The sequence below is a fragment of the Tunturibacter psychrotolerans genome (assembly GCF_040359615.1).
GTDB classification, from domain to species: Bacteria; Acidobacteriota; Terriglobia; order Terriglobales; family Acidobacteriaceae; genus Edaphobacter; species Edaphobacter psychrotolerans.
On the sequence record NZ_CP132942.1, the window covers coordinates 3,005,789 to 3,029,749 of the forward strand.

General features: G+C 57.2%; 25 protein-coding genes. 10 read left to right on the forward strand and 15 right to left on the reverse strand.

Translation table 11 applies throughout. The features are described 5' to 3' along the window. Nucleotides 1–612 precede the first annotated feature (612 nt). From RBB77_RS12445 to RBB77_RS12465, 5 genes are all read right to left on the reverse strand, one after another. Complete coding sequence (locus RBB77_RS12445; protein WP_353062079.1) at nt 613–900, reverse strand: muconolactone Delta-isomerase; 288 nt, start codon at nt 898–900, stop codon at nt 613–615. A 128-nt stretch (nt 901–1,028) separates the two neighbouring features. Beyond that, the gene (locus tag RBB77_RS12450) at nt 1,029–1,235 is read right to left on the reverse strand and encodes a hypothetical protein (RefSeq protein ID WP_353062080.1); all 207 of its coding nucleotides are present in this window, start codon (nt 1,233–1,235) and stop codon (nt 1,029–1,031) included. A 266-nt stretch (nt 1,236–1,501) separates the two neighbouring features. After that, nucleotides 1,502–1,594 (reverse strand): AraC family transcriptional regulator, encoded by a 93-nt coding sequence (locus tag RBB77_RS12455; RefSeq protein WP_353067617.1) that lies wholly within the window; start codon nt 1,592–1,594, stop codon nt 1,502–1,504. A 445-nt stretch (nt 1,595–2,039) separates the two neighbouring features. Then, on the reverse strand, nt 2,040–2,312 hold the full coding sequence (locus RBB77_RS12460) for an AraC family ligand binding domain-containing protein (RefSeq protein WP_353062081.1): 273 nt from the start codon (nt 2,310–2,312) through the stop codon (nt 2,040–2,042). A 536-nt stretch (nt 2,313–2,848) separates the two neighbouring features. Further along, a complete protein-coding gene (locus RBB77_RS12465) occupies nt 2,849–3,907 on the reverse strand; it encodes a 3-deoxy-7-phosphoheptulonate synthase (RefSeq protein ID WP_353062082.1) in 1,059 nt (352 codons plus the stop codon). A 187-nt stretch (nt 3,908–4,094) separates the two neighbouring features. Between RBB77_RS12465 and tdh the strand changes: the two genes are divergently transcribed. From tdh to RBB77_RS12510, 9 genes are all read left to right on the forward strand, one after another. Further along, nucleotides 4,095–5,129 (forward strand): L-threonine 3-dehydrogenase, encoded by a 1,035-nt coding sequence (gene tdh / locus RBB77_RS12470; protein WP_353062083.1) that lies wholly within the window; start codon nt 4,095–4,097, stop codon nt 5,127–5,129. Between the two features lie 375 nt (nt 5,130–5,504). After that, a complete protein-coding gene (locus RBB77_RS12475) occupies nt 5,505–6,242 on the forward strand; it encodes a class I SAM-dependent methyltransferase (protein ID WP_353062084.1) in 738 nt (245 codons plus the stop codon). After that, nucleotides 6,239–7,018, forward strand: a complete 780-nt coding sequence (locus RBB77_RS12480; RefSeq protein ID WP_353062085.1) for a TIGR04282 family arsenosugar biosynthesis glycosyltransferase — start codon at nt 6,239–6,241, stop codon at nt 7,016–7,018. Before RBB77_RS12475 ends, RBB77_RS12480 begins: the two co-directional genes overlap by 4 nt. Continuing rightward, nucleotides 7,018–8,478 (forward strand): glycosyltransferase family 87 protein, encoded by a 1,461-nt coding sequence (locus tag RBB77_RS12485; protein WP_353062086.1) that lies wholly within the window; start codon nt 7,018–7,020, stop codon nt 8,476–8,478. The genes RBB77_RS12480 and RBB77_RS12485 overlap by 1 nt, the downstream gene beginning before the upstream one ends. After that, nucleotides 8,475–9,617 carry a radical SAM protein gene (locus RBB77_RS12490; RefSeq protein WP_353062087.1) on the forward strand — a complete coding sequence of 381 codons (1,143 nt, stop codon included), beginning with the start codon at nt 8,475–8,477 and terminating at the stop codon, nt 9,615–9,617. The genes RBB77_RS12485 and RBB77_RS12490 overlap by 4 nt, the downstream gene beginning before the upstream one ends. Nucleotides 9,618–9,691: 74 nt before the next feature. Next, nucleotides 9,692–10,168: a GyrI-like domain-containing protein gene (locus RBB77_RS12495; protein WP_353062088.1), complete on the forward strand. Its 477-nt coding sequence runs from the start codon at nt 9,692–9,694 to the stop codon at nt 10,166–10,168. Between the two features lie 17 nt (nt 10,169–10,185). After that, nucleotides 10,186–10,884 carry a glycosyltransferase family 2 protein gene (locus RBB77_RS12500; RefSeq protein ID WP_353062089.1) on the forward strand — a complete coding sequence of 233 codons (699 nt, stop codon included), beginning with the start codon at nt 10,186–10,188 and terminating at the stop codon, nt 10,882–10,884. A 43-nt stretch (nt 10,885–10,927) separates the two neighbouring features. Further along, complete coding sequence (locus RBB77_RS12505; protein WP_353062090.1) at nt 10,928–11,683, forward strand: AIM24 family protein; 756 nt, start codon at nt 10,928–10,930, stop codon at nt 11,681–11,683. Between the two features lie 83 nt (nt 11,684–11,766). Continuing rightward, a complete protein-coding gene (locus RBB77_RS12510) occupies nt 11,767–13,161 on the forward strand; it encodes a cytochrome P450 (RefSeq protein WP_353062091.1) in 1,395 nt (464 codons plus the stop codon). On the opposite strand, the gene RBB77_RS12515 is transcribed toward RBB77_RS12510, so the two are convergent. Continuing rightward, nucleotides 13,148–13,570 carry a DoxX family membrane protein gene (locus tag RBB77_RS12515; protein WP_353062092.1) on the reverse strand — a complete coding sequence of 141 codons (423 nt, stop codon included), beginning with the start codon at nt 13,568–13,570 and terminating at the stop codon, nt 13,148–13,150. The two genes, RBB77_RS12510 and RBB77_RS12515, sit on opposite strands and share 14 nt — an antisense overlap. A 118-nt stretch (nt 13,571–13,688) precedes the next feature. Between RBB77_RS12515 and RBB77_RS12520 the strand changes: the two genes are divergently transcribed. Continuing rightward, entirely contained in the window at nt 13,689–14,480 is a 792-nt protein-coding gene (locus RBB77_RS12520) for an ABC transporter ATP-binding protein (protein WP_353062093.1), read from the forward strand. Between the two features lie 6 nt (nt 14,481–14,486). Here the strand turns inward: RBB77_RS12520 and RBB77_RS12525 are convergent, their stop codons facing one another. The 9 genes from RBB77_RS12525 to RBB77_RS12565 all read right to left on the reverse strand — a co-directional run bounded on the left by RBB77_RS12525 (nt 14,487) and on the right by RBB77_RS12565 (nt 23,838). After that, nucleotides 14,487–15,077 carry a GNAT family N-acetyltransferase gene (locus tag RBB77_RS12525; RefSeq protein ID WP_353067618.1) on the reverse strand — a complete coding sequence of 197 codons (591 nt, stop codon included), beginning with the start codon at nt 15,075–15,077 and terminating at the stop codon, nt 14,487–14,489. 221 nt (nt 15,078–15,298) lie between these two features. Then, nucleotides 15,299–16,699 (reverse strand): argininosuccinate lyase, encoded by a 1,401-nt coding sequence (gene argH, locus RBB77_RS12530; RefSeq protein WP_353062094.1) that lies wholly within the window; start codon nt 16,697–16,699, stop codon nt 15,299–15,301. A gap of 51 nt (nt 16,700–16,750) precedes the next feature. Further along, nucleotides 16,751–17,203 carry a hypothetical protein gene (locus RBB77_RS12535; protein ID WP_353062095.1) on the reverse strand — a complete coding sequence of 151 codons (453 nt, stop codon included), beginning with the start codon at nt 17,201–17,203 and terminating at the stop codon, nt 16,751–16,753. Nucleotides 17,204–17,475: 272 nt separating this feature from the next. Next, nucleotides 17,476–18,819 carry an argininosuccinate synthase gene (argG, locus tag RBB77_RS12540; RefSeq protein ID WP_353062096.1) on the reverse strand — a complete coding sequence of 448 codons (1,344 nt, stop codon included), beginning with the start codon at nt 18,817–18,819 and terminating at the stop codon, nt 17,476–17,478. Nucleotides 18,820–19,176: 357 nt separating this feature from the next. Next, a complete protein-coding gene (gene argF / locus RBB77_RS12545) occupies nt 19,177–20,271 on the reverse strand; it encodes an ornithine carbamoyltransferase (RefSeq protein WP_353062097.1) in 1,095 nt (364 codons plus the stop codon). Then, nucleotides 20,264–21,520 (reverse strand): aspartate aminotransferase family protein, encoded by a 1,257-nt coding sequence (locus tag RBB77_RS12550; RefSeq protein ID WP_353062098.1) that lies wholly within the window; start codon nt 21,518–21,520, stop codon nt 20,264–20,266. Before RBB77_RS12550 ends, argF begins: the two co-directional genes overlap by 8 nt. Then, on the reverse strand, nt 21,517–22,299 hold the full coding sequence (gene argB, locus RBB77_RS12555) for an acetylglutamate kinase (RefSeq protein ID WP_353062099.1): 783 nt from the start codon (nt 22,297–22,299) through the stop codon (nt 21,517–21,519). Before argB ends, RBB77_RS12550 begins: the two co-directional genes overlap by 4 nt. Further along, nucleotides 22,296–23,405 carry an N-acetyl-gamma-glutamyl-phosphate reductase gene (gene argC / locus RBB77_RS12560; protein WP_353062100.1) on the reverse strand — a complete coding sequence of 370 codons (1,110 nt, stop codon included), beginning with the start codon at nt 23,403–23,405 and terminating at the stop codon, nt 22,296–22,298. The genes argB and argC overlap by 4 nt, the downstream gene beginning before the upstream one ends. Next, a complete protein-coding gene (locus tag RBB77_RS12565) occupies nt 23,398–23,838 on the reverse strand; it encodes an arginine repressor (RefSeq protein ID WP_353062101.1) in 441 nt (146 codons plus the stop codon). The genes argC and RBB77_RS12565 overlap by 8 nt, the downstream gene beginning before the upstream one ends. Nucleotides 23,839–23,961 lie beyond the last annotated feature (123 nt).

The following is a 23,961-nucleotide window of genomic DNA, read 5'->3' on the forward strand; positions in this document are numbered from 1 at the left end:
TCGTTCAGCCAACTTCAGGTACTTCGTGATTGACAGTAGGAGGCGAGATTTCATGCGTAGGGTGCGCCGAGCCATTCCTTGCGAACATTTGAGCTAGATGTTGTCGACGTTCATCAACGAGCGGTGCCGAAAGCTGACGAGTTAAAGCATCAGATTTAAAAAATAATTGTTCAAGCATTGATTCGAACTCCTTTGGAGGGTGGAAAAGCGATTCGACTAACATCCTTGCCTTGGAGACCGTCCGAGCGACATCAAGAGCAGCCGGATTCGAACGGGTCAACCCGATGTGTGGACACGTGCCCAATTCAGCCATTGCCAGTTTCCCGCCCAAGAGTGCCAAATCGCAAATGCGCTCAGTAGCTCAAAAAAATAGCTCCAACGGCGGTAGCTAATCTGTTCACCAGGGTTTCCAGAGGCTCATCGTGGTTAGCGATCAGTTTCTCCTAAAAGGCAATTGCAATTCGCTTGTTCTCTTGAGACACAGTTTCGGTCTCCACCTTTGCCAATGAATTGAGCAGCTATGTTCGTCGCGCATCGATTCCTGATTCAATCCCGGTATTTGGGGCATACCGAACTGTGCCGGCATCCGTATCCCGGCAAATCGGGGCGGTCTCATTTGGTGAGTTCCAGTGAACCCGGGTGACGGCAGAGAGCTGCTATCTCGACCTCCATGAATGGATATAAGGGCAATGAGTTGAGAATCTCGTGGAGCTCGGCGGGACTGTCGACATCGAGGATGCTGATGCTTGCGTATTTTCCCGCGACGCGCCAGAGATGCACCCACTTGCCCTGCAATTGCAGATCCTTTGCCCTTTCGTGTTCCTTAGCGCTTAGCTCTTTGAGCTTTTCTGTATCCACATCATGTGGGACACGAACGTCGATTTGCACATGAAACAACATGCTCCCTCCTGATCTATGCGCGTCTCGTCGACAACTAAACGCGCGATCACAAAAAACTAAAAACATGTAGGCGTCGTAACCAAGAACACGGTCGTAGGCCACGGCTGCATCGGCTGCATGTCCCGGTTCTAAGCTGCCGACACCGGGCTGTGGCCCGTCATGAGATGTAACAGCGCAAGAGCATATTCAGAAGCGGCAGACTGGTCCTGGCCAGTGATGAGCTTCCCGTCGATCACAACTTTGGGCGTGTACGGTTCGATGCTGGAGTAAACTCCGCCGGCCTCCTCAAGAGGCTTTTGCGGATAGTGGGGGATGATAAAGCTGCTTTCGAACATGGCCTGTAACTGCTTGTCGGCCTCACCGGCTGGTAGACGGCGCGGTCGATCACCATGCCACCGCGGCGAATCAAGTCAAACTTGCCGTTTGGGAACGTCCGTGTTTCGCCGGGCTGGTCAAAACGCTTCAACCACTACGTCAGGCATCCGGCAATTCCTCGTGTTGCCGAAGATACTTGTAGTAGAAAGATGCGTCTTGCGTAATCCTGCGGATAGTGACTGTTCTATCTCGCGATCAGGCTTGTGCCATATTTCACGCGGATCACTTACTGACCAGGTGCAATGCCAGTGATGCTACGAAAGCGGTGGGTGAAATGGCTTTGGTCGGGATAACCTGTCGCTAAAGCCGTGTCGACTATTTTTCATTCCCGACTTCAACATTTCTCGGGCATGCCGGATACGATCGCTCTCGAGATACGCATGTGGAGGCAAGCCGACTGTTTTTGAGAATGCGCGCGCAATCTGGAAGGGACTACGAGACATCAGCGATCCTAAGTGTGCAAGAGATATGTTCTCTGCATAGTGGTCTTCTATATAGTCCCTGACTTGCGATACAACCGAATTCTCCTGCCCAACAGCGATAGTTTGCCGGCGGTTCTCGACGTGCACTTGAAGAAGACGTCGAACAGCACAGAGCAAGAATGACTCGCATTCCATGGCATCTGCATTGGCAGCCACTGCTTTATGGAACTGTTGCAGTCGAGCGAACAGGCAGATGTCCGCAATGACTGTACCGGTAAGATAAGGGAGCTCGTTTCGGCCCGTGATGTCCAATGTCAATTGCCGCAACGTCTCGGGATTGAGTCATAGAGTCCGGTAGAGATAACCATCCGTCGTTGCAGATTTGCCAGTATGAGGCTCATCACCGTTGACGAAGAATGTCTCCCCAGGGGGAGTGGTATGGCCTGCGCCTTGATAGGTGTAATGCTGGACGCCTTCCTCAACGAGGCCAATGACTAAATGCTCAGGTGAATGACGCACGAAACGGTGCTCAACGTAATGCGCGTGAACCATCTCCGCCTCATATGGAGACTTGAGACGATACAAGCGAACCCATTCCTCGGATCGGGTCGTCAACTCGGACCTCCCGTGCAGCCCTTAGCACCTCTTACAAGGCACGGTATGCTGCAACCTTCCATCGTCCTTACCCCACTAAACAGCTTACCCAAAAGGTGGCTTTCCGGATTCGAACTCTAAATTGAAGGTGCGTTTTCTCGGCGTTCATATGCACGATCGACTGTCTTCGATTGCAGCGACGATGGAGGCAATGCACCCCTCAAGTGCGGAAGCTTATCTGTCTGCGTGATACAAGTCTTGTGTAATCTTGCGGGCCACAGCGACCTCCTGCCTCGCTCCGGAATTCTTACGTCCCGAAGATCTTTCAGGTGTCGCAATCCTCCACAAAGCGAGCTTTCCACGATGACTGATGCTGCCACGTCAACAAACCTGGCCTCCTGATTGTTGGCGAAGATGAGGGTGCCGTCAATGATGACGGGGGCGCGGAACAGTGCGCTTGCACCAGGCATGAAGGGCGTCGGAATATTTGCACCGTAGCTCCACGCCCGGGTCATCTCGTTCACCTGGCGGACACGGAATTTGTCCACGTGCGGTATTCAGGAGTTGCGGGCGGCGCGGACGGCGGCGGCTAGTTCGGCCAGGGCGGTTTTGGTTTCGAGCCAGTCGATGCAGGCGTCAGTGATGGATTGGCCGTAGACAAGGGGTTGGCCGGGGACTAGTTTTTGCGCGCCTGCGACGAGGTTGCTTTCGAGCATGACGCCGATGATGCGCTTGTCGCCTGCGGCGATCTGGGCAGCTACGTTGCGGGCTACGCCTGATTGCTGAGTGTGGTCTTTGTGGCTGTTGGCGTGGCTGCAGTCGATCATGACCTGTGGTTGGATGCCGGCCTTCTCCATTTGCTTGCAGGTCTCATCGACGGCTGCGGCGTCGTAGTTGGTGGTGTTGCGGCCTCCGCGAAGGATGATGTGGCAGTCGCGGTTGCCTTTGGTGACGAAGATGGCGGTCTGGCCATGCTTGGTGTGGCCGAGGAAGTTGTGGGCCTGTCCGGCGGAGAGGATGGCTTCGATGGCGATCTGAACGTTGCCGGAGGTGCCGTTTTTGAAGCCGACGGGGCAGGAGAGGCCGGAGACGAGCTCGCGGTGGACTTGGCTTTCGGTGGTGCGGGCGCCGATGGCTCCCCAACTGACCAGAGAGGAGACGTATTGCGGGGAGATCATGTCGAGGAATTCTGTTCCGGCGGGGACGCCTATTTCGGCCAGGTCGAGGAGGAGGTGGCGGGCCTGACGAAGGCCGTCGTTGATCTGGAAGGATTCGTCGAGGTAGGGGTCGTTGATGAGGCCCTTCCATCCGAGGGTGGTGCGGGGTTTTTCAAAGTAGACGCGCATGATGATGCAGAGATCCCGCGAGTGCTCAGCGATTGCGGTCTTGAGGAGTTCGGCGTATTCGCGGGCCGCGTCGGTGTCGTGGATGGAGCAGGGGCCTACGACGACGAGGAGGCGATGGTCTTCGCCGTGGAGGATCTTGATGATCTCGGTGCGGGCTTTGTAGACGGTCGCGGAGGCGGCTTCGGTGATGGGGAGTTCTTCTTCGACGGCGACGGGCGGAAGGACGACTTTGGTCCAGGTGATGCGAAGGTCATCGGTGGGAAAGAGCATGGGTCTCGCTTGGCTTGATCAGATGAAGCGGGCATTCCGCTGTGAGGCTTGTGAAACTTTCACGTTACTTCATCTTATAGCCTGAGGATTGGTGGTGGGGTAGGTGACGGTCCGCTGCTAATAGAATGTGATTGCGGGTCAGCGAAGCCGCGATTGAGTGCACGACGCAACAGGAAAGGTTCTCCACGTGAAGGCATTGGTAAAAAGCCGCGAAGAACGCGGTCTTTGGCTTGAAGACGTTCCGGAGCCCGAGATGGGCATCAACGACGTCAAGATTCGTGTTCTGGCTACGGGTATCTGCGGGACCGACCTGCATATTTACGAGTGGGACGCGTGGGCTCGTTCGACGATCAAGAAGGGGTTGACGATTGGCCATGAGTTTGTGGGCGAGGTGGTGGCCGTGGGCTCGAACGTAAACGACATTCCGATTGGCCAGCTTGTGAGTGGAGAGGGCCACGTGGTTTGCGGGCGCTGCAGGAACTGTCTTGCGGGGCGGCGGCATCTTTGCGCTTATACGCTGGGCGTCGGCGTGAATCGCAATGGGGCGTTCGCGGAATTTATTGTGCTGCCGATGTCGAACATCTGGATTCATAGTGCTGGGGTGCCGCATGAGATCGCCGCGATCTTTGACCCGCTGGGCAATGCGGTTCATACGGCACTGGCGTTTCCTGTGCTCGGCGAAGATGTGTTGGTTACCGGAGCGGGGCCGATTGGGATTATGGCTGCAGCAGTGGCTCGGCATGCCGGGGCTCGCCATGTGGTGATCTCTGATCCGAACCAGTATCGCAGGGCGTTGGCGGAGAAGGTTGGTGTGACGCTGGCGGTGGATCCTCGCGCGACTCCGCTGAAGGAAATTCAGCAGAAGTTGCGGATGCAGGAGGGATTCGATGTTGGGCTGGAGATGTCGGGTAATCCAAATGCGTTTCGCGACATGCTGGCGAATATGAGCCATGGGGCAAAGATCGCGATGCTGGGAATTCCGTCGGAAGATATTTCGATCAATTGGAATCAGGTGGTGTTCAACCAGCTGACGATTCGTGGGATCTACGGGCGGGAGATGTATGAGACCTGGTACAAGATGACCGTGATGCTCGAAAGTGGGTTGGATATTTCGGGTGTCATTACGCACCGGATGAACTGGCGAGACTATGAAGATGGATTTTCGGCGATGCGCTCGGGGAACTCGGGGAAGGTGATTCTCGACTGGAGCGATGTTGCTTAAATAGTTTGAGCTGGATTGAGTTGTAGGAGCACGAAGTGACCATCCACCACGGCGTTGCCCGGGTTTAGCGGGCGAGGCCGTGGTGTTTTTTTGGCTGGCGGGAGGATCCTCCGAATTAGGACTCGATCAACAAATTCCGCGTAATTTCCGATTGCGTGATCTGAACTACCGGGCGGGTGATGAGTTGCTGCAAACCATTCCTTGTGCTGCTCCGTAACCTTAATTGGAGATTTGCATCAAACTGTGCGGGAACAGAAAGCTGAAGATTTCAGACGAGTAAGAGCCTATTATTCTGATTTACCGCAACTCAGTTTTTTCGACCGAAACGCACGTTCAATCTTGATAGGGCTAAGAGTGGAGACAAGCGACTGCGAAATGTCCGGCCGAACCGTTCCGCATCCTCCTGCGCATCCGCCGGAGTCTCTTTTTGAGAGCTGCTCGTGGTTTTATTCTCTTTGCCGCGAGTACCTGTTTCGCGACCACACACCGGAGATCAGTCGAGCGCTGTTTCCTCCGGACGGGCCGGCGCCGGGTATGCGTATCCTTGAGCTTGGCTGCGGTCCGGGGTTTTATGCATGTCGTCTCTCGGAGGAATACCCTCAGATTCACACAACCGGCGTCGATCTTTCGCGACGGCTGCTTGCCAGAGCCGAATCCCGGGCGGCTCGTCGAAGTCTTCAGAACTGCACCTTTGCACACGGCGATGCGCATTCTTTGCCTGATGCTTCGAATTCGATCGATGCTGTTGTCGTTTCGAGACTTTTTCTGATAGTGGCGAAGAGGGAGGCGGTACTGAGCGAGATCTTTCGGATTCTGCGGCCTGGCGGTCGATGTTTTGTTGCCGAACCAACGTCGGGTTTTCGCACCCAAATACCGCTTGGCTGCATGTGGCTACTTTCGAAGTTGAGCAGCAGCCCGGCTGGAAAATATCGCGAGCCAAGACAGGCCGATGTGATGACTGCGCCGGATTTTTCTGCGTTCATTCACTCACAACCGTGGGGAAGTGTCGAACTGCAATACGATGGCTGGTATCAGTATGCTGTTTGTGAAAAAGATCCCGACACTGTGGCGGAACGACGGACGCAAATTGTCGCATGTGAGGCGTTGTTATGACTCCTTCTACGACGTGCTACACGATTCTTGATCCGGCGAATCCGCTCGCCAACCGAGCGAGCGAATGCGCACTTGCGGTGATGGCGAAGGCGCCGCGCCCTGGCAGGGTTAAGACGAGGCTCGCTCCGCCTTTGACACTCGACCAGGCGGCGGAACTTAACGCTTGTTTTCTCCGAGATACTGCTGCGAATATTGGTGCGGTTGCCGCGTCGAGGTGTGCAGCTGGTGTTATCTCTTATACGCCGGTCGGCGATGAAGGTTTTTTCGACAATCTTCTTCCGAGTGATTTTGCTTTGATCCCGCAGCGTGGCGACGGTTTCGGCGAGCGCCTTCTTGCAACTGTGCAAGACCTTCTGTCGTGTGGTTTTGGAAGCGTTTGCCTTGTTGACTCCGATTCGCCCACGGTTCCGGCTGTTGCCTTTGAGCGGGCAATCGCCGAACTGCAGAAGGCAGGCGAGCGCGTTGTCATTGGGCCATCACAGGACGGTGGCTACTACTTGATCGGCTTGAAGCACGCTCATTCCGAAGTCTTCGCCGATGTCGCGTGGAGTACCCCGTCAGTTTTTGCGGAGACAGTTGCAGCGGCCAAAGCTGCCGGCATTGAGGTCGTTGTTCTTCCGCTCTGGTATGACGTGGACGATGGCGAGGCACTCTCATTGCTAACTGCTGAATTGCTCAAGGATGCGCCGCCACCATTTGTTACGCTTCCTGGATATCGTGCCGAATATACTCGGGAATACCTCATTGAGCTTAGCGAGCAGGGGAGTGACCGTTGATGACCTCAACTACCAATGTGGCTGGAAGCGCACCTGCCGATCTCGGGATTGGTGCTCCTGTTGGCAGGCACTGGTCGGTTGCTCGCGCGTGGGAGACGAATGCTGCCCTGGTCCTGATAGGGACTGCGTTGTTCTTCCTTACGCGACAACTCATCAGCGAATACAGTCGATTCGCGATTGGGTTTTCGGGTGTTTCGGGTTGGTCCTGCGTTCTTTATCTTGGAGCGGCGTTGATCATTTTGACGCAGCCAGTCGATAGATTTACGTTTCCGATCATTCTTTTGGTCGCGGTTGCGTGCCGCCTGGTTTTATTGCCTGCTGCTCCTTATCTTTCGAGTGACATCTATCGGTATGTGTGGGATGGCGTGGTGCAGCATGCGCACATCAGCCCTTACCGCTATGTTCCTGGGGATGCAGCGCTTGCTCTTCTGCGTGGGTCACATGATGGTATCTTCGAGAAGATCAACCGACGCGACTATGCGCATACGATCTATCCACCGGCCGCGCAGGCGCTGTTTTATCTGATTACGTGGATCTCTCCGACGATCACTTTCATGAAGACAGTGATGGTGCTGTTTGAAGGGGTCACGATGTATGCGCTAGTCAGCTTGCTGGGCTCTCTTGGTATTCGGCGCGAGCAGACCCTGCTTTATGCATGGTGCCCGGTGGTCGTGTGGGAGATTGCCGGCTCGGGGCATCTTGACTCTGCAGCGATGGCTTTCATTGCACTGGCTTTGCTGGCTCGCTATCGAAGGCAGCCAGTATTGACGGGGCTTTTTCTCGGTGTCGCCGTTCTGCTGAAACTTTATCCGATAGTGCTGCTTCCCGCCCTTTACCGTCGCGGGAATTTTAAGATGCCCGCTATGTTCGCGGGTGTGGTTGGGTTGGGCTATGCGGCTTATTCCAGCGTAGGCCTTTTGGTCTTCGGATTTCTTGGAGGGTATGTAAAAGAGGAGGGCCTGGCAACTGGTGCGCGCTACTTTCTGCTTGAGGTCGCGCAACAGATTCCGGGGCTTCACGGAGTTTCCACCGTGACTTACTTTGGCTTTTGTGCGGCGGTATTCCTGGGAATCACCTGGTGGTGCTGGCGGGTCGCCGGTTTCAAAGGGGGCAATTATCAGAGGCCATTTGATTTTGATGGCGTCGCTTCGTTTCTTCCGCCTGCCTTTGCACTTGCGGTGGCGTTGATGTTTCTTTTTTCGCCGCACTACGCATGGTACATCCTCTGGTTGATTCCATTTTTTACGCTGATGCCGAATCTGCCAATTCTGACTTATGTACTTGGTTTCTTCTATCTGTATACAACTGCGTTGGCAGAGCCAGGCCCTAAGATGTTTCTCGCGAACAAAATTCTCTACGCTTCCGTCTTCGCGGCGCTCATAATTCAATTAGCTCTAAAGCGTTGGCCGATTCATCGGTCTATGTTTGTGCAACGGGCGGTAACGAGTGAGTCCATATGAGTACACTTCTTCCGATCATTCCTCCCGATGACCTACTCCGTGAGAAGGAGGGTCTTAGCCCCGCGGCGCAGCGGGCTGAGGAGGAGAAGAATCGCATGCGCCGGTACTTCGAGAAACCGGAGGCTGATGCACATCTTGCTCCGGTCGCTGCTCAGGAGCCCGTCTGTCTGTATCTCGAGACTACGAATCGATGCAACCTGTTATGCACGACTTGTCCGCGGACCTACGAAGATTTGGAGCCTGAGGCGGATATGCCGTGGGAGCTTTTCACATCGCTCATCGACCAATATTCGAATATTGCGCGTGTCGTGCTGCATGGTATTGGCGAGCCTATGCTGGTGAAGGATATTGCTCAGCGCGTGAAATATCTGAAAGACCGAAATATATATGTGTTGTTCAATACGAATGGGACGTTATTGACGGAGGCAAACGGTCGAGCTTTGATTGAGGCTGGTCTTGACGAGCTTAGAGTGTCGCTTGACGCTGCAGAATCAGAGGTGTTTCAGATGGTTCGCGGCAAAGACTTCTTCGATAAAATCGTCGCGAACGTCAGGAACTTTACTCGACTGCAGCGGGATATGGACGCTCCGAGGCCGCGGGTGTCGTTGTGGTTAACAGGTCTGCGAGAGACGGTCGATCAGCTTCCGAACTTTGTTCGGCTGGCGTACTCCATCGGCGTTACAGAAGTTTATTTGCAGCGGCTGGTGTTTTTTGATGTTCCGATGGATGAACACTCTCTCGCCCGGGCGGAGTCGGCGCTGTTCGAACATACTACCGAACGGGAAGAGGCGCTTATTTGTGAAGCTGAATCGGTTGCGCGCGAGTTAGGGGTAATGTTTTCGGCGTCGGGTGCTGTTGATCCTGGTGAGTCGATCAAGATGCAGCGGTCCGATAGCCCCTGGTCACTCTGTCGCCGGCCGTGGTCGCTGATGTACATCACGGCTAACGGCCGCGTGCTGCCATGTTGCATTGCACCTTTCAGCATGAAGGGCTATGACAGCTTTACTTTGGGGGATGCCACGCAGGGAAGCCTTCGTGAGATTTGGAACGGAGCTGAGTACCAGCGTTTTCGCGAGGGTCTTCTGACCAGCGCACCGCCGCCCGCCTGTGCTAATTGTGGGCTTCGCTGGAGCCTCTGAAATTTGATGAACGCATTTGCAGCTTTGCGGCGACCCCTTATAATCGCACCTGCGAACCTCAGAGAGAGGATGCGATGAATATTCAGCGCCACACGGGCTTCTACGTGATAGGCCTAGCAGCCCGTACTCGGAATTCGATGGAACAAAACGGGAAAGGAAAGATCGGAGAGATCTGGCACGAGCTGCTGCGGGGCAATCTTGCCTCGAAGATTCCGAATAAGATCGGTATCAATCTGACTGCGGTGTATACGGATTACGAAGGCCGCCTTGACGGCCAATACACCTATCTTCTTGGGTTGCCGGTGTCATCCATTCTGAATGTTCCGGCGAATTTTGTTGCCAAATATATTCCCAGTGGCCGATACTCCGTTGTCACGTCCGAACGAGGGCCGATAAAACGGGTCGTTCCGGAGACGTGGCAGCGAATCTGCTCCATGCCGGTGGCGGAGTTGGGAGGGATTCGATCTTTTCGGGCTGACTACGAGATCTATGACCAGCGCTCCACCGATCCGGAGAAGGCGCAGATCGAAGTGCACGTCGGTCTGCGGTAAACAGGTTCCTGCTCATTATGCCCCTGCCAATCTCTGTCATCATTCCCGCGCTGAATGAAGCTGAATCTATCGGTTCCGTTGTCTCTGAAATGCCGTGGCAACTGATCGCCGAATGCATTGTCGTAGATAACGGGAGCAGCGATGGAACTGGTGCTGTTGCGGAGGCTGCGGGGGCGCTTGTGATTCGCTCGGCTCGCGGCTACGGGGCCGCCTGTAAGGCGGGCAGCGAGGCTGCACTGCCCACGAGTACGATTCTTGTATACATGGATGGGGATGGCTCCGACGTCGTCCTTGACCTGCCTAAACTGGTAGCTCCGATAGAGGCCGGGGAAGCGGATTTTGTTATAGGGTCCCGCATTCGTGGCAACCGTGAGGCGGGATCTATGCTCGGGTCTCAGGTCTTCGCTGCCTATTTAGTCAGTATTCTTTTGCGCCTGTTCCAAAGGGTTCACTATACCGACATGGGACCTTTTCGAGCGATACGGAGAACGTCACTGGAATCGTTACATATGTCTGAGCTGACCTACGGATGGAATCTGGAGATGCAGATTCGCGCAGCACAGAAGAAGCTGCGTATTCGAGAGGTGCCGGTCGATTATCGTAGGCGGTTGGCTGGAATCTCCAAGGTTTCGGGTGATGTGAGGGGTAGTGTGAAAGCTGCAGTGCGAATCCTTGAGGTATTGTTTCGCACCGGTCTTTCTCGCGGGCCAGGCTGAGCATCGTATACTTGTCGCGTTAAATCTATCCAGGAGAGAGATTATGCAAAGCCGTATTGTTGGCACCACTATGCCCGTTCTGGAGTTTGCCCTAGGCGCAGATGACGCGGTCATCTCGGAGGCGGGGGAGCTTTCGTGGATGACTGCGACTGTCCAGATGACTACGCACACGCAACACGCCGGCGGAGGGGGGTTCTTCGGTGCGATCGCGCGAGTGGCGGGTGGCGGATCGCTTTTTATGACGGAATATCGCGCAATAGGAGGGCCGGGTGAGGTTGCGTTCGCGACGCGCGTTCCAGGCCATATCCTGCCGGTGGAGGTTGGTCCGGGGCATGAGTACATGGTTCATCGCCACGGTTTTCTTTGCGCGACTGCCGCCATTACGTTGGGGGTCGGGTTTCAGCAGTCGTTGGGCGCCGGTATCTTCGGCGGCAATGGATTTCTGTTGCAGAAGATCAGCGGGCAGGGTATTGCGTGGCTTGAGTTATCGGGAGAGGTTGTTGTTAAGGATCTTGCTCCGGGCGAGACCCTTCGTGTTCACCCCGGTCATGTGGGTGCTTTCCAGGGGACTGTTGCGTTTCAGATTCAACGCGTTCCGGGCATCAAGAATATGATCTTTGGTGGCGATGGTGTCTTTCTTGCGGCGCTGACTGGTCCTGGTCGCGTTTGGCTGCAGACTCTACCTATTTCGCGTCTTGCCCACCAGATTCAAGAGTATCTCCCGAAGGAACGCGCCCAGCAGGCGGCTGAGGGTGGTGTTGTTGGTGGTATTGTCGGATCGATCCTCAAAGGGATGTAGTAGTACTTCAATGATCCGTAGATTGGCGCCAAAGTCTGTGAGATTCAGGGGCATCTGAAGGCTAGACTCAAGCAGAGGCTTGAATGACCGCAGTTGCTCTTGATATTCGCGCTGGGCGGTCACCGAGATATCCTGCGGGGCCTTCGTTTCTGCCGCGGTTTTTTTCTGGCCGGATGTTTCGTCAGAATGCGATTGAGTCGATGGGTGAATCGGCGCGGCTCTATGGCGATCTGGTGCACTACACCATCTTCGGGCGGCACATTTATCAGTTGAATCATCCTGAACTGATCGAAGACCTCCTTGTCAGAGATGCGAACAAGCATCATCGTGGGATCGTGATGCAGCGGGCGAAGATCGTTCTTGGCGATGGTTTGCTTACGAGCGAAGAACCTCTGCATATGCGCCAGCGACGACTTGCGCAGCCGGCGTTTTTGCGACAACGCATTGCGGCCTATGGTGAGGTGATTGGGAAGAACGCGGCTGCGATCTCGCAGGGTTGGAGATCGGGGTCAGTCCATGATGTACATGGAGACATGCTTGAACTGGCGCTGCGGATTGTAGGGAAGTGCCTGTTCGATCTTGATGTGCAATCGCAACAAGAGGTGAAGAAGGTTTCGGCAGCGGTTGACGCGTTTATGGGATTTCTTCCTCTTGCGATCCTGCCGTTCTCGGAACAGATTCAGCGACTGCCGCTGCCGGCGATGAAGCGGATTCGTAAGGGGCAGGCGGATCTTGATGCGATTATCTACGGAATGATTGCGGAGCGCCGCCGGGCGCCGGGGGATCGGGGCGATCTTCTTTCGATGCTGCTGGAAGCGGTGGATACTGAAGGCTCGACTGGGCGAATGTCGGACCAACAGGTGCATGATGAGTGTTTGACGATCATGCTGGCTGGACATGAGACGACTGCAAATGCGTTGAGCTTTGCGCTCTGGCTGATGGCGAAGCATCCAGAGATGCAGGCGCGTGTGCATGAAGAGGCGCGTGAGGTGCTGGGTGATCGCGCGGCTACGGCGGATGACTACGGACGCTTGCCGTATGCGACGCAACTGTTTTCGGAGACGTTGCGGCTCTATCCGCCGGTCTGGGTGATTGCCCGGACCTGCTTTCAGCCTTATGAGATTGAGGGCTATGCAATTCCGAAGGGAGCTATTCTGCTGGCGTCGCAGTTTGTCGTGCATCGCGATTCGCGCTTTTATCCTGATCCACTGCGGTTCGATCCTGAACGATTCGCGAAGGACGGTGCGAAGTCGCGGCCTCGATTTGCGTTTTTTCCGTTTGCTGCGGGCAGCCGCCAGTGCATCGGCGAAGGGCTGGCGTGGATGGAGGGAGTGTTGTCTGTGGCTACGATAGCGCGGGACTGGCGGCTGACTCCTCCGCAGGGAGCGGGGGAGGAGATTGTGCTCAATCCGGCGATCAGCCTCCGGCCGAAGTTTGGAGTTCCACTTGTTGTCGAACGGCGGGCTAATGTCGTTTGATCCACGCGTCGATGGACCATCCGTCGTGCTGGTGAAGGAAGATCAATACGGAGTACACCAAAGCGTAGGTAAGTTGAGTTCCGGTGGAATCCCAATCTTGTGAGAGCGTGGAGCCGAAGGTGAGCAGCATGATGAGAAGGCTCGCTGCGACGAGTGCTGCGCGGGTTCTGAGGCCGACAAGAATCAATAGCCCCAGGAGGCCTTCGGTCGCCGGCAGCATCAAGCCGAAGACCCAGACACTCCAGGCGGGGAGTGGAGCGTGTTCGAACTTCATGACCAGCTTCGCTGCGAATTCTCCGGGGCCTGAGATCATGCGGCTTACGCCGTGCATCATGAGATTTACACCGACGACTGCGCGCAGTAAGGCATAGCCCAAGTGCTCATTACGAAGCTTTAGTTCATCGACCATTGTTTCTCCGCTTTTGGATTCGTGTCTAGTGTGATGCTTGTACTGCGATTGAGACTTGATGCATAAGGGATGATCGCGATTTGTATAAGCGGAGCGCGGCTCTCTGTATTCTGAAGTTATGCACGGGACGGCAACGGAACCATTTCTTTACCTCGCTCATGTCAATGTAGCTCGTGGAGAGAATGTCGTTCTTCACGATATCAATCTTTCGGTAAACGCCGGGGAGCACATCGCTATTCTGGGTCCGAATGGTTGCGGGAAATCGACGTTGATCAAGACGATTACGTGTGAGTGTTATCCGATGGTGCAGCCGGAGACGAAGGTGAGGATCTTCGGGCGGGAGCGGTGGGATCTGACGGAGTTGAAGAAGCGGCTGGGCGTCGTGTCGGCGGAGTTGCCGGGGAAGCAGACGTTGCAGACTACGGGCCGAGATGCAGTGATTACCGGTTTTTTTTCGAGCAGTACGCTGTGGCCGAATCTTGTAGTGACAGACGCGATGCGGGTGCATGCGGAGGAGGTTTTGGAGCAGGTTGATGCGTTGGAGTTTGCGGAGAAAAAGGTGGGGGAGATGTCGGCGGGGCAGCAGAGGCGCATCATGATTGGACGGGCGCTGGTGGGGTCAGCGGGGATGCTGCTGCTGGATGAGCCTTCGAACGCGCTCGATTTGGCGGCGCAGGCGGAGTTGAGAGGGTTGCTGCGAAGGCTGGCGCAGCAGGGGACTGGGATCATGCTGATCACGCACCATATTGCGGATATTCCGCCGGAGATCGACCGGATTTTGATGATGCGGGATGGGCGGATTATTGCGGATGGGGCGAAGGAGGAGTTGTTGACGGCGGAGCGGCTCAGTGAGTTATTTCGGACTGAGGTGCAGCTGACGGAGAAGGATGGTTTCCGTCATGCCTGGTGACGAGCTTCAGTCAGCGTGGGGGATTACGCCGGTCTGGAGCTTGACTAGCTCGGGCTGGGCGATGCGGCTGGGGCCGAGGACTGCGATTTTTGGTAGGGGCCCGCGGACCATGGCGACTTCGTCGCAGGCGTAAAGGCGCGGGCAGGTCTGGCAGTCTTTGTAGATCTTGTCGGGGAGCGTGGTGCGATCGACTACGCGGAAGCCGAAGTGGAAGAAGAAGTCTGGGATGCGGGTGAAGAGGCAGACGGCGGTGACCTTTTGCTCTTCGGCTTCTTCGAGGAGGGCGCGGAGGAGACGGCCTCCTGCGCCCTGGCCTTTGGCTTCGGGCTTGACGACGATCGAGCGGACTTCGGCTAGGTGCGGGCCGTAGAGGTGGAGGGCTCCGCAACCGAGGAAGACTCCGGATTCGGATTCGGCTACGGCGAAGTCGCGGATGTTTTCGCAGATCTCGGCATAGTTGCGGCGGAGGAGGGTGCCGTCACCTGAGAGGGAGTTGACGAGGTCGAAGATGGCGATGGCGTCGGGCAGCTTTGCCTTGCGCACGGCGGCGCCGCCTACGCGAGGACGTGAGGTGGAGGTGGACTCACTGACGGACATGAGAGGCGAAGTGGACAACGTGCGCTTTTACTCCTTCTTTATTTTCGCAGACTATTGGATGTTTGATGAGGAGCTTTGATGCGGGCAGGTGAGGAGTGGGATTCGCGGTGGTTGAGTTCGGGTTGGCTCCTTGCTGAGCAATCGCAGATTCCCTTGCTTCGCTGCGGATGGCAAAAAAAAAATCGACAACGGCAGTAGCAAGAGCAGCGACAGACACTAAGCTATGTTGCACGGGATTTGGCTGCAGCCAGGGCTGACGCTACGCGGTGGCGGGCTGTGCCGCCGATGACGTCGTGGCAGTCGAGGGTGGCTTCCAGGGTGACGGCGGAGAAGAAGTCTTCGCCGAATTGGGGGCAGATGGCGCGGAGTTCGTCCAGGGTGAGTTGCTGGAGTTCGCGTTGGGTTTCGAGGCCTAGGCGCACGGCGTTGCCGATGTGCTCGTGGGCTTTGCGGAAGGGGATGCCCTTGTCGGTGAGGTAAGTGGCGGCGGCCATGGCGTTGAGGTAGCCGGAGTGGGCTGCGGTCTTCATGGTGTCAAAGCGGAATTTTAGGGATGCAGTGAAGGCTGGGAGGACGCTTAGGATTCCGGCGATGGTGTCGGCTGCGTCGAAGACTGGCTCCTGGCCTTCCTGCAGGTCTTTGTTGTAGGCGAGGGGGAGGCCTTTGATGAGGGTGGATAGTGTTATGGCTGCTCCGAGGAGGCGTCCTGATTTTCCTCGGATAAGCTCGGTAAGGTCTGGGTTCTTCTTCTGCGGCATCGCGCTGGAGCCTGTGGAGAAGCGCTCGGAAAGGTCGAGGAATCCGAACTCTGCGGTGGAGTAGAGGGTGAGCTCTTCGGCGAAGCGGGAGATGTGAATGCCGAGTGTGGCGATGGCTTGGGTGAACTCGAGGGCGAAGTCGCGGTCGCTGGTTGCGTCCATGCTGTTGGGCGTGGGGGCATCGAAGTTGAGGGCGCGGGCGGCGATGGTGCGGTCGAGGGCGAGGGTTGCTCCTGCGACTGCGCCGGAGCCGAGGGGGCAGAGGTTCATGCGCTTGCGGGCGTCGGTGAGACGGCTGGCGTCGCGCTCGATCATCGTCACATAGGCTAAGAGCCAGTGGGCCACGAGGACGGGTTCGGCGCGCTGGAGGTGGGTGTAGGAGGGCATGGTGGCTTCGCCTGCGGTTTCGGCGAGGCCGATGAGGGATTTGCTCCATGCGGTGAGGCCTGTGAGTGTGTTGTCGATGGCTTCGCGGACGAAGAGGCGCATGTCGGTGGCGATCTGCTCGTTGCGGCTGCGGCCGGTGTGGAGCTTGAGGGCGAGGTCGCCGATTTGTTTGGTGAGTTCGAGCTCGACGTAGTGGTGGACGTCTTCGGCCTGGGGGTTCGCGGTGACGATGGCTTCGCCTTGCTCGGCCTGCTGCTTGGCTACGGCGCGGAGTCCTTCTTCCATTTGCAGGAGTTCTTCGCTGGTGAGGATGCCGGCGACTTCGATGGCTCGGGCGTGGGCTATGCTGGCTTCTACTTCGTAGGGAACCAGGCGCCAGTCGAAGGGGAAGGAGCGCTGCCAGGATTCGAAGGTGGCGTCGAGTGGTTCGCGGAAGCGGCCGGACCACATTTTGCTTGGATTGGGTTGGTTGGACATCAGAATCTACTAGCCTCTCATCAAAACAACTCGTCAATTAGCTGAATGGGTTTAGGTTTGTCCTGCTTGCCACCAGTGATACTTTCCGACGATGAGAGTAACTTCGCCGGGACTCACTGTGAGCTTGGAACGGTCGAATTTCAGATTGCATCCGGCATCATCAATCACTCCGGTGCGGAGGACTTCTTCTAGAGAGAGCAAACCTTTGGAGCATTGGAAGCCTCCGGCCGCATAGATAACCTCAACATCTAGTGTTTTGGTCATCTGTTGATGGCTAGTCCTCGGAATTTGCACGGTGCTCAGAAGTGATGCATCGAAGGTTGCTCTTCCGTCCGAGTTAGTGAGTGCTTTCAATGGCAGACCCGGCTCAACTAGTGGCATGTGTGTGCGTGGATCGATGCGGTACGCCAATATCTCTCTATTCGCGACTGGTTGGCCTGTCTTCATATGAATCACTCGAACAGTCATCACAGCCTTGTCCTGCGCGGCGAGCAATGAGCTCATGGACAAGGAAAATACGAGTATAAGAGCAGCTCGGAGTTGTACAACGAGACGACGTGGCCATGGGTTGCTCGGGTTAGGTTCATCGGACATTTTGTGAAGCGTACCTCTGGGACTAGAGCTAGAAACATTTGTGGCGGTTACGTCACCACTAAAGGTGTTCTAAACACGTGCTGTTGTGAAGGATATGCAGCGGCAAGTGCAGAAGCAGATTCCCTTCGGGAATGACAGCAAAAAGAAACGACAACAAAAGTGTCTTGCGAAAGAATTGGTGACTACTTCTTGGGTTCGGCGGTGGTTGTGAGTTGGGGCATTTCGGAGCCTTTGCTTAGGGTAATTAGGCCGCTTTGGGCGTAGGTGATTAGTTTGGCGCGGGTGTCGGTGATGTCGAGGTTGCGCATGGTGAGTTGGCCGATGCGGTCGCGGGGGGAGAAGGTGGATTCGCCCTTTTCCATGGTCAGGCGCTCGGGGTGGAAGGTGAGGTTGGGTGAGGCGGTGTTGAGGATGGAGTAGTCGTTGCCGCGGCGGAGTTCGATTGTAACCTCTCCGGTTACAGGTTTGGCGACCCAGCGCTGGGCGGCTTCGCGGAGCATGATGGCCTGGGGGTCGAACCAGCGGCCCTGGTAGAGGAGGCGGCCGAGCTTGCGGCCGTTGTCGCGGTACTGCTCGATGGTGTCTTCGTTGTGGATGCCGGTGATGAGGCGCTCGTAGGCGATGAAGAGGAGAGCGAGGCCGGGGGACTCGTAGATGCCGCGGCTCTTGGCTTCGATGATGCGGTTTTCGATCTGGTCGCTCATGCCGAGGCCGTGGCGGCCGCCGATCGCGTTGGCTTCGAGCATGAGGGCTACGGGGTCGGAGAGCTCTTTGCCGTTGAGGGCTACGGGGAAGCCTTCTTCGAAGCGGATGGTGATCTCTTCGGGTTTGATGGCCACGTCGTCGCGCCAGAAGGCGGTGCCCATGATGGGGGCGACGATCTTCATGCTGGTGGCGAGGAGCTCGAGGTCCTTGGCTTCGTGGGTTGCGCCGAGGATGTTGGAGTCGGTGGAGTAGGCTTTTTCGGCGGACATCTTGTAGCCGAAGCCGGCCTTGGTCATGAAGGCGGACATCTCGGCGCGGCCGCCTAGCTCGTCGATGAAGGTGGGGTCGAGCCAGGGCTTGTAGACTTTGAGGTCGGGGTTGACGAGGAGGCCGTAGCGGTAGAAGCGCTCGATGTCGTTGCCTTTGAAGGTGGAGCCGTCGCCCCAGATGTTGACGTCGTCTTCCTTCATGGCGGTGACGAGCATGGTGCCGGTGACGGCTCGGCCGATGGGGGTGGTGTTGAAGTAGGTGACGCCGGCAGTGGTGATGTGGAAGGCGCCGGATTGGAGGGCGGCGATGCCTTCGCGCACGAGCGGGGCGCGGCAGTCGATGAGGCGGGCTTTTTCGGCGCCGTACTCGAGGGCTTTGCGGGGGATCTCGTCGTAGTCGGCTTCGTCGGGCTGGCCGAGGTTGGCGGTGTAGGCGTAGGGGAGGGCGCCTTTTTGCTTCATCCAGTGGAGCGCGGCGCTGGTGTCGAGGCCGCCGGAGAAGGCTATGCCGACTTTTTGGCCGAGGGGCAGGGTTTCTAGGATTACGGACATAGTGATGAAGACCTCAATGGTTCAGCAGATGCTTGCAGTTTGGACTTTCGGGTTGATGTCTAAACGATTGATCAAGGGTGTGCGTTCTTTTCTCTGAGCGTTTTGGGCCGAAGCTAATGCGTGGCAAAATAGCCACAAAGTTCGCAGCTATAGCCGCCTCCCAACAGAATCCAGAACAAAAGACTCTGTCTCTTTCGTGTCCTTGCACTAACCGTATTCCCTTGAACACTATGAGCCCAACCTCTGCTCATTAGCAGCCAAAGCGCAGCTCCGGTAGGTGGTAGGAGCACAAATAAAACAATGTTCTGCATAACTAGAACGCGTTTCACCTCGGAGCATCTCAACAACTGAAATGGGTTATGAGCGTTTGCGGGATTGGGATGCGCGGTTGCGGCTGTTGGTGGTTCGCTTGGCTCCGCCGAGGAGCATGAGCAGGATGGCCTTTTGTGCGTGCATGCGGTTTTCGGCCTGGTCGAAGACTAGGGACTGGGGGCCGTCCAGGACTGCGTCGGTGACTTCGGCGTTGCGGTGCGCGGGGAGGCAGTGCATGAAGACGGCGTCGGCTTGCGCGTGGGCCATGAGGCCTTCGTTGACCTGGTAGGGCTTGAAGATGGGAGCGCGCTTGGTGGCCTCGTGCTCGAAGCCCATGGAGGTGCAGACGTCGGTGTAGACGGCGTCGGCTCCGGTGACGGCTTTGACGGGGTCGTGCATGAGGGTGATGCTGCCGCCGGTGGTTTCGGCGATCTCGATGGCTTTGTGGATGATCTCGAGCTTTGGGGCGAAGCCTTTGGGTGTGGCTACGGTGCAGTGTGCGCCGAGTTGCGCGGCGGTGAGCATGAGCGAGTGGCAGACGTTGTTGCCGTCGCCGACGTAGGTGAAGTGGAGGCCCTCTGCGGAGCCGAAGCGCTCTTCGAGGGTGAAGAAGTCGGCGATGGCCTGGCAGGGGTGCTCGAGATCGGAGAGGGCGTTGATGACGGGGATCTTGGAGCAGGCGGCGATCTCGGTGATGGTGTCGTGGGCGTAGGTGCGGAGGACCATGATGGCCATCCAGCGCTCGATGTTGTGGGCCATGTCGGAGAGGGATTCACGCTCGCCGAGGGGGGATTGGGTCTGGTCGACGAAGATGGCGTTGCCGCCGAGGGTGTTGATGGCGGTCTCGAAGGTGAGGCGGGTGCGGAGGGAGGCCTTCTCGAAGAACATGACCATCTGGCGCGCGTCGAGGGCGTGACGGAAGTCTTCGGGGTTGGCCTTGACGGCGTGGGCGAGCTCCATGAGGGCGGCCATCTCTTCGACGGTGAGGTCGGCGATGGAGCAGAGGTCGCGGCCGCTGAGGCGCTTGGAGGCTTCGCTGAAGGCGGTGTCGGATTGGATGCCGAGGGTGGCGCGTGAGCGTGTTGGGGAGAAGTCTTCGGCTTCGGACTTCGAGGTCATGGTGACGGTTTTGCTACCCATTGGCTTTGCCTCCTGCCGGTGCTGCGCCGGCGAGTGCTGCGGTGAAGACCTCGTCGAAGGCTTTGATGGCGGTGTCGACGTGTTGAGGCTCGAGAAGGAATGGCGGGAGCAGGCGAAGGACAGTCTCGCTGGTGCGGTTGATGATGATGCGGCGCTCCATCATTTGGGCGGCCACGCGTTGGGCTAGGTCGGCGGAGTTGATCTCGATGCCGAGCATGAGGCCTTTGCCGCGTACTGCGGTGATGCAGTCGTGACGTTTTGCGAGTTGCGTGAGTTGGTCGTGGAAGTAGGAGCCTACTTCGTTGATGTGAGCGATGAGGTTGTCGCGCTTGATGGTGTCGATGACAGCGATGGCGACGGCGCAGGCGAGTGGATTTCCGCCGAAGGTGGTGCCGTGCATGCCGGGGGTGATGGATTCGGCGGCGGCGTTGGTGCAGAGCATGGCGCCCATGGGGATGCCGTTGGCTATGGGCTTGGCGAGGGTGGTGACGTCGGGAAGAATGCCGTAGTGCTGGTAGGCAAACCATTTGCCGGTGCGGCCCATACCGGATTGGATCTCGTCGGCGAGGAGGAGCGCTCCGGTGGAGTGGCAGAGTTCGCGTGCGGCAGCGAAGAACTCCTGGGTTACGGGGTGGATGCCGCCTTCGCCCTGGATGGGTTCGATGCAGATGGCGCAGACCTCGGATGAGAACTTCGCGCGGAGGTCGGCTACGTCGTTGAAACGGACGAAGTCGGCGCCGGGCATGACGGGCATGAAGGGTTCGCGATATTTTTCTTTCGCCGTGGTGGCGACGGAGCCCATGGTGCGGCCGTGAAAGCTGTGATCGAGAGCGAGAAATCTGGTGCCGATGGTTTCGCCTTCAGCGCGGAGACGACCGGCATTGGCGCGGGCGAGCTTGAGCGCTGCCTCCCAGGCTTCGGTGCCGCTATTGGTGAAGAAGACGCGGTCCAGGCCGGAGATTTCGGTGAGGCGGAGGGCGAGTTCGGCGGTGTGCTCGTGGAAGAAGAGGTTGGAGGTGTGGATGAGGCGCTTCGATTGTTGCGCGATGGCCTGCTCAACTGCGGGGTGAGCGTAGCCGAGTCCGCAGACGCCGATGCCGCTGAGGAGATCGAGGTAGTCGTTTCCGTTTTCGTCGCGGAGGTGTACGCCTTGTCCGCTGACGAAGAGGATGGGGTTGCGTTCGTAGGTGTTGAGGAGCAGCTTCTTTTCGGCTGCCTGAATGGACTTCAAGTTGGGTGTTACGCTCATGCGACCATGACCTCCGTTCCGTCGTTGACCCGCGTTGAGACGAGGTCAGGTAGTAGTGATGCCGCTTCTGCGGGAAGAATTCTTACGCGTTTGACGCCGTGAGTGAGCGCTTCGCGACAGGCGTTCAGCTTGGGAAGCATGCCGCCTGAGACGATCTGCGCCTGCTCCATGGCGGGGATCTGAGCGAGTGTGAGCCAACGCATGACGTTGCCGTCGGCACCTTTGACTCCGGGGACGTCTGTGAGGAAGACGAGAGTGTCGGCTTTGGTGCCGATGGCGCAGGCTGCGGCCATCTCGTCGGCGTTGATGTTGTAGTACTCGCCGTCGAAGCCGAGGGCGATGGAGGAGATGACGGGAACTGCGCCCATGGTCCAGATGGCTTCGAGCCACTTAGGATCCATGGCGGCGATCTCGCCTACGAAACCGAGGTCGGGGTTCGTTTTTTTCTTGCGGGCGCGGAAGACGTGCCCGTCGCCGCCGGAGAGGCCCACTGCGGATTGGCCGTGAGAGCCAACGGCAGCTACGAGGGACTTGTTGACGCGGCCAGCGAGGACCATGAGGGCGGCATCGCGGGTTTCGGCATCGGTGATGCGCAGGCCTGAGATGAACTCGCTCTTCTTGCCCATGAGGGCGAGGGTGCGAGTGAGCTGAACGCCTCCACCATGGACGACGGCTACCTGATTTCCATCCGCGACCAGGTCGGCGATAGCTTTGCCGCAGGCGTGGAGGATCTTCTTGTCCTCAAGAGAGGCACCGCCTAGTTTAACGACGAATCTCACAGCAAACCCTCTTCTTCCTTCCATCCGCACATCAGATTGAGATTTTGTACTGCCTGGCCGGAGGCACCCTTCAACAGATTGTCGAGGCAGGAGACCAGGATTAGACGCTTTCCATCGGGAGCGAGTGCAAAGCCGAGGTCGCAGAAATTGGTACGCACGACGTGTTGTATTTCCGGCAGGTGGGGCGTGGAACGGAGCCGGACCAGAGGACTGTGTTGATAGAAATCATGAAGCACTTCGGTGATGGTGGCTGACTCAATTTTATTCTTCAGCCGCACGTAGATGGTCGAGAGAATTCCGCGGGGTATGGGGAGGAGATGCGGGGTGAACTGGATCTGATCCGAAGTAATGTGAAGCTGCTCGAGCAGCTCGCCGGTGTGCCGGTGGCCGAAGACTGCATAGGCTGAGAGATTGTCGGCCGCGTACATGAAGTGAGTTTTGGACGTGGGCGCTTTCCCTGCGCCACTGACTCCAGACTTGGCATCGCAGATAATGCCGTGGTCGAGGTCTACGAGGCCAGCCTGAATGAAAGGTGCAAGCGCGAGGATGATTGAGGTGGCGTAGCATCCGGGGTTGGCTACGAGGCGTGCGTTGCGGATCTTGTCGCGGTGCAGTTCGGGGCAGCCGTAGACAGCTTCGGACTGGAGGAGAGCGGCCTGTTCGGTGTTGGCGTCGGTGAGTTTGTAGACGACTCGGTTGGAGGAGTGTTGGAGCCGCCATGCGCCACTGAGGTCGATGACCTTGATGCCGCGCTCGATGGCTTCGGGGACCCACTCGCGGGACTGCTCGTGGGGAGTGGCGAGGAACAAGACTTCGGTTCCGGCGTCGACGATGCGCTCCCAGGTGAAGGGGAGGATCTCGTGGGTCTGGTTACCTGCGACCGCGAGTTGCGGATGGATGTCTTCGAGGTGGAGCTTGACCGTTGTGTCGGATTCTCCGGCGCGGCCCAGAAACGTGGGTGCTGTCTCGCGGAACCTGGGATGATGCAGGAGTAGACGTGCAAGTTCGCCGCCCGCGTAGCCCCCGATGCCGGCGATTGCGGTGCGAGGTGCGGTGGTGCGTGAGGCGGGTTGTTCGAGTACGTTCGTTGTTGCGGTGTTAGCCAAGATAGCCTTCGATTCGTGTCTTCAAGAGACTTGCTTGTTTTTCATCCGGACAGATGATGAGGACCGTGTCGTCGCCGGCGATGGTTCCTACGACTTCGGGCCAGTCCTCGTAGTCGATTCCGGCAGCGATAGGTTGGGCGCTTCCGGTGGTCGTGACGAGGACGAGGAGATTGATTGCCTGACGGACCTCGAGGCCGAAGCTTTCGAGGACTTCGCGAATCCCCGGGAGCGCGTCTTCGTCGGAGCCGTTGCTGCCGGGAAGAGAGTAGCCGGTTGGTCCTTTATTTAATCGCAATTCGTGAATATCGCGCGATAATGTTGCCTGAGTGACATGAAATCCGCGCCCGGCTAATTTTCGGCGCAACTCGTCCTGGCTGGTGACCGCGGTCTTTACCAGGAGCTCTCGAATTGCGGCGTGACGCTGTTGTTTCATAAATTTGTTGTACTCGCCTTCTTGTATTTAAGTCGTCAACGACGGCTCAATTTAGCAGATGAAGTCGATCTGTATAAATATACATTTATTTGTGTATATTTATACACACGCATCCTTGATATT

Excerpts from the sequence above, each read along its gene's own strand:
- RBB77_RS12550 (WP_353062098.1), bottom strand. The coding sequence starts at position 21,520 with ATGAGCGTAACACCCAACTTGAAGTCCATTCAGGCAGCCGAAAAGAAG.
- RBB77_RS12505 (WP_353062090.1), top strand. The coding sequence starts at position 10,928 with ATGCAAAGCCGTATTGTTGGCACCACTATGCCCGTTCTGGAGTTTGCC.
- RBB77_RS12450 (WP_353062080.1), bottom strand. The coding sequence starts at position 1,235 with ATGTTCGAAAGCAGCTTTATCATCCCCCACTATCCGCAAAAGCCTCTT.
- RBB77_RS12500 (WP_353062089.1), top strand. The coding sequence starts at position 10,186 with ATGCCCCTGCCAATCTCTGTCATCATTCCCGCGCTGAATGAAGCTGAA.
- RBB77_RS12490 (WP_353062087.1), top strand. The coding sequence starts at position 8,475 with ATGAGTACACTTCTTCCGATCATTCCTCCCGATGACCTACTCCGTGAG.
- RBB77_RS12480 (WP_353062085.1), top strand. The coding sequence starts at position 6,239 with ATGACTCCTTCTACGACGTGCTACACGATTCTTGATCCGGCGAATCCG.
- RBB77_RS12535 (WP_353062095.1), bottom strand. The coding sequence starts at position 17,203 with ATGAGCTCATTGCTCGCCGCGCAGGACAAGGCTGTGATGACTGTTCGA.
- RBB77_RS12525 (WP_353067618.1), bottom strand. The coding sequence starts at position 15,077 with ATGTCCGTCAGTGAGTCCACCTCCACCTCACGTCCTCGCGTAGGCGGC.
- RBB77_RS12565 (WP_353062101.1), bottom strand. The coding sequence starts at position 23,838 with ATGAAACAACAGCGTCACGCCGCAATTCGAGAGCTCCTGGTAAAGACC.
- RBB77_RS12465 (WP_353062082.1), bottom strand. The coding sequence starts at position 3,907 with ATGCTCTTTCCCACCGATGACCTTCGCATCACCTGGACCAAAGTCGTC.
- RBB77_RS12515 (WP_353062092.1), bottom strand. The coding sequence starts at position 13,570 with ATGGTCGATGAACTAAAGCTTCGTAATGAGCACTTGGGCTATGCCTTA.
- RBB77_RS12520 (WP_353062093.1), top strand. The coding sequence starts at position 13,689 with ATGCACGGGACGGCAACGGAACCATTTCTTTACCTCGCTCATGTCAAT.
- RBB77_RS12510 (WP_353062091.1), top strand. The coding sequence starts at position 11,767 with ATGACCGCAGTTGCTCTTGATATTCGCGCTGGGCGGTCACCGAGATAT.
- RBB77_RS12485 (WP_353062086.1), top strand. The coding sequence starts at position 7,018 with ATGACCTCAACTACCAATGTGGCTGGAAGCGCACCTGCCGATCTCGGG.
- argF (WP_353062097.1), bottom strand. The coding sequence starts at position 20,271 with ATGGGTAGCAAAACCGTCACCATGACCTCGAAGTCCGAAGCCGAAGAC.
- argH (WP_353062094.1), bottom strand. The coding sequence starts at position 16,699 with ATGTCCAACCAACCCAATCCAAGCAAAATGTGGTCCGGCCGCTTCCGC.
- RBB77_RS12445 (WP_353062079.1), bottom strand. The coding sequence starts at position 900 with ATGTTGTTTCATGTGCAAATCGACGTTCGTGTCCCACATGATGTGGAT.
- argG (WP_353062096.1), bottom strand. The coding sequence starts at position 18,819 with ATGTCCGTAATCCTAGAAACCCTGCCCCTCGGCCAAAAAGTCGGCATA.
- RBB77_RS12475 (WP_353062084.1), top strand. The coding sequence starts at position 5,505 with ATGTCCGGCCGAACCGTTCCGCATCCTCCTGCGCATCCGCCGGAGTCT.
- RBB77_RS12495 (WP_353062088.1), top strand. The coding sequence starts at position 9,692 with ATGAATATTCAGCGCCACACGGGCTTCTACGTGATAGGCCTAGCAGCC.